Origin of the sequence: Terriglobus sp. YAF25, from assembly GCF_052113305.1 — a bacterium.
Taxonomy (GTDB): domain Bacteria; phylum Acidobacteriota; class Terriglobia; order Terriglobales; family Acidobacteriaceae; genus Terriglobus.
On the sequence record NZ_JBFRCY010000740.1, the window covers coordinates 1 to 2,207 of the forward strand.

Below are 2,207 nucleotides of genomic sequence, written 5' to 3' on the forward strand. Positions count from 1 at the left end.
GAGTCTGGACTGTCTGCGCCGTTTTCCTGCAAAGAAAACGGCTTTCGCAGATTTATCCAGGAGCTACAGTATTAGGAGAATTGCTCTAGCAATCTTGCAGGGATGCAGTACGGATGAGTGCGACGGCTAACGTGAAGATTGATTACTACGAAGTCCTGGAAGTATCGCGGACAGCGACAGATACCGAACTGAAAGCCGCCTATCGCAAGATGGCGCTAAAATACCACCCCGACCGCAACCCGGATAATGCGGACGCCGAAGAACGCTTCAAGGCCTGCAGCGAGGCATACCAGGTGCTCAGCGACCCGAACAAGCGTGCCGCGTATGACCGCTTCGGACATGCCGGTGTCAGCGGAGCGGGTGCGGGCGGCGGATTTACCGGAAGCCCCTTCGGCGACGCGCAGGATCTCGGCGATATCTTTGGCGACCTCTTCGGCGAGATGTTCGGTGGAGGACGCGGCGGCAGTCGCCCGACACGCGAGCAGCGTGGACGCGATCTTCGTTACGACCTCAAGATCGAGTTCGAAGATGCCGCCTTCGGCAAAGAGCTGGAGATCAAGATCCGCCGTCTGGAGATCTGCGACGACTGCCACGGCAGTGGCGCGGCGAAGGGCAAGCAGCCCATCACCTGCCCGCACTGCGGCGGCCGCGGACAGGTACGGATGCAGCAGGGTTTCTTCTCCATCGCTCGTACCTGCACCTCGTGCCAGGGCACTGGAACGTTGATTGTGGATCCCTGTCCGACCTGTCGCGGCGAAAGCCGTGTGCAGCACGACCACGTCATCCTGGTGAAGATCCCTGCAGGCGTCGAGGACGGTACACGTATCCGGTATGGCGGCGAAGGTGAGGCGGGCCGTTTCGGAGGGCCGTCTGGAGATCTGTACGTCGTGCTTACGGTGAAGGCGCATGCGTTCTTCGAGCGCGATGGCGATGACCTCCACTGCTCCATACCGATCTCGTTCCCGCAGGCGGCTCTCGGCACAGAGTTGGAAGTACCTACGCTCGAAGGCCCGGCGACCGTCAAGATTCCCGAAGGCACACAGAGCGGCAAGGTCGTCAAGCTCAAGGGCAGGGGGGTGCCTCACCTGAACGCCAGCGGGAAGGGCGATCTGCTGGTGGAGATTCGTGTGCAGACACCGACCAAGCTCAGCAAGCAGCAGCGTGAACTTCTGGAACAGCTCAGCGAGAGCATGTCGATTGAAAATGCGCCGCATGGCCGGGGCATCTTCGACAAGGTGAAGGATATCTTCACTTAGGGAGCAGAGCTCTTCGATTTGGATTGAAGGCGCGGCTATCAGCCGCGCCTTTCTCTTTTAGCGTTACAGAAAAGCTCCGGCGATCGCCAGCGCGGCAATCGCAGCCGTCTCTGCCCGCAGAATTCTGGGACCGATGGTTACCGGGGTCCAGGTGTGCTGCTGGAAGATCGCCATCTCCTCAGATGTCCATCCGCCTTCAGGACCGATGGCGAGTGCGGTGGCCTCAGTCTGGCGAAGTGCGGAAGCAATGGTGGTTTGCTGTTCAGTCTCCGAGAGCAGGATTTTGATCGCGGAGGTCTCTTTGCCGAGAGCGGACTTCAACATTTCGGGATCGCCGATCTCGGGCACGGATGCGCGGCGCGACTGCTTGCTGGCTTCCAGCGCAATGCGTCGCCAGCGCTCGACGCGTTTGGCCGCGGCTTGTGCCAGGTGTTTCTCTGTGCGGCGAGCCAGAATGGGAGTGATGCGCTCCACACCGAGCTCCGTCGCTTTTTCGATGGCCCACTCCATGCGGTCGAACTTGAAGACCGCCAGCAGCAGATGGACCGGAAGTGCGTGGTCGATCTCCTGCTCTTCGTGCAGATCGAAACGAACCTCATCCTCGCTGACACTCGCTACGGTTGCGCGATGCAGAAAGCCGCCTGCAACGACGTCAAAGGTCTGACCGACCTCGGCGCGCAGGACTCGTGCGAGGTGTTGCGCTTGTTCTCCCAGCAGGGAAGCAGAGGTTCGTTCGTCATTCCATCGATCGGCAATCCAGCGGCGTCGTGTCATCACATCCAGCTTAAACACTGTGGGGAGCGCTGTCGCGCTCCCCACATGTGTTGCCTTGTTTGTTGCCTTACGTTGGAGGCTGACTACCGGCGGTCTTCTTTTTCGCCGTTCGTGTCGCCTCTCTATTCTCCCTGTTGCAGCCAGTAACGCGACTTGCAACTAGGGAATGTATAGAAG

2 protein-coding genes are annotated in these 2,207 nt (G+C 59.8%); one reads left to right on the forward strand and one right to left on the reverse strand.

Translation table 11 applies throughout. The annotated features are described in order from the left end of the window. Positions 1 to 113: 113 nt before the first annotated feature. Complete coding sequence (gene dnaJ / locus AB4043_RS23120; protein ID WP_442299117.1) at positions 114 to 1,256, forward strand: molecular chaperone DnaJ; 1,143 nt, start codon at positions 114 to 116, stop codon at positions 1,254 to 1,256. Positions 1,257 to 1,319: 63 nt separating this feature from the next. Here the strand turns inward: dnaJ and AB4043_RS23125 are convergent, their stop codons facing one another. Then, complete coding sequence (locus AB4043_RS23125) at positions 1,320 to 2,030, reverse strand: RsmE family RNA methyltransferase (protein ID WP_442299118.1); 711 nt, start codon at positions 2,028 to 2,030, stop codon at positions 1,320 to 1,322. Between the last annotated feature and the right edge of the window lie 177 nt (positions 2,031 to 2,207).

Bases quoted from the DNA above. Each gene is read 5' to 3' on its own strand.
- AB4043_RS23125 (WP_442299118.1), bottom strand. From the start codon at position 2,030: ATGACACGACGCCGCTGGATTGCCGATCGATGGAATGACGAACGAACC.
- dnaJ (WP_442299117.1), top strand. From the start codon at position 114: ATGAGTGCGACGGCTAACGTGAAGATTGATTACTACGAAGTCCTGGAA.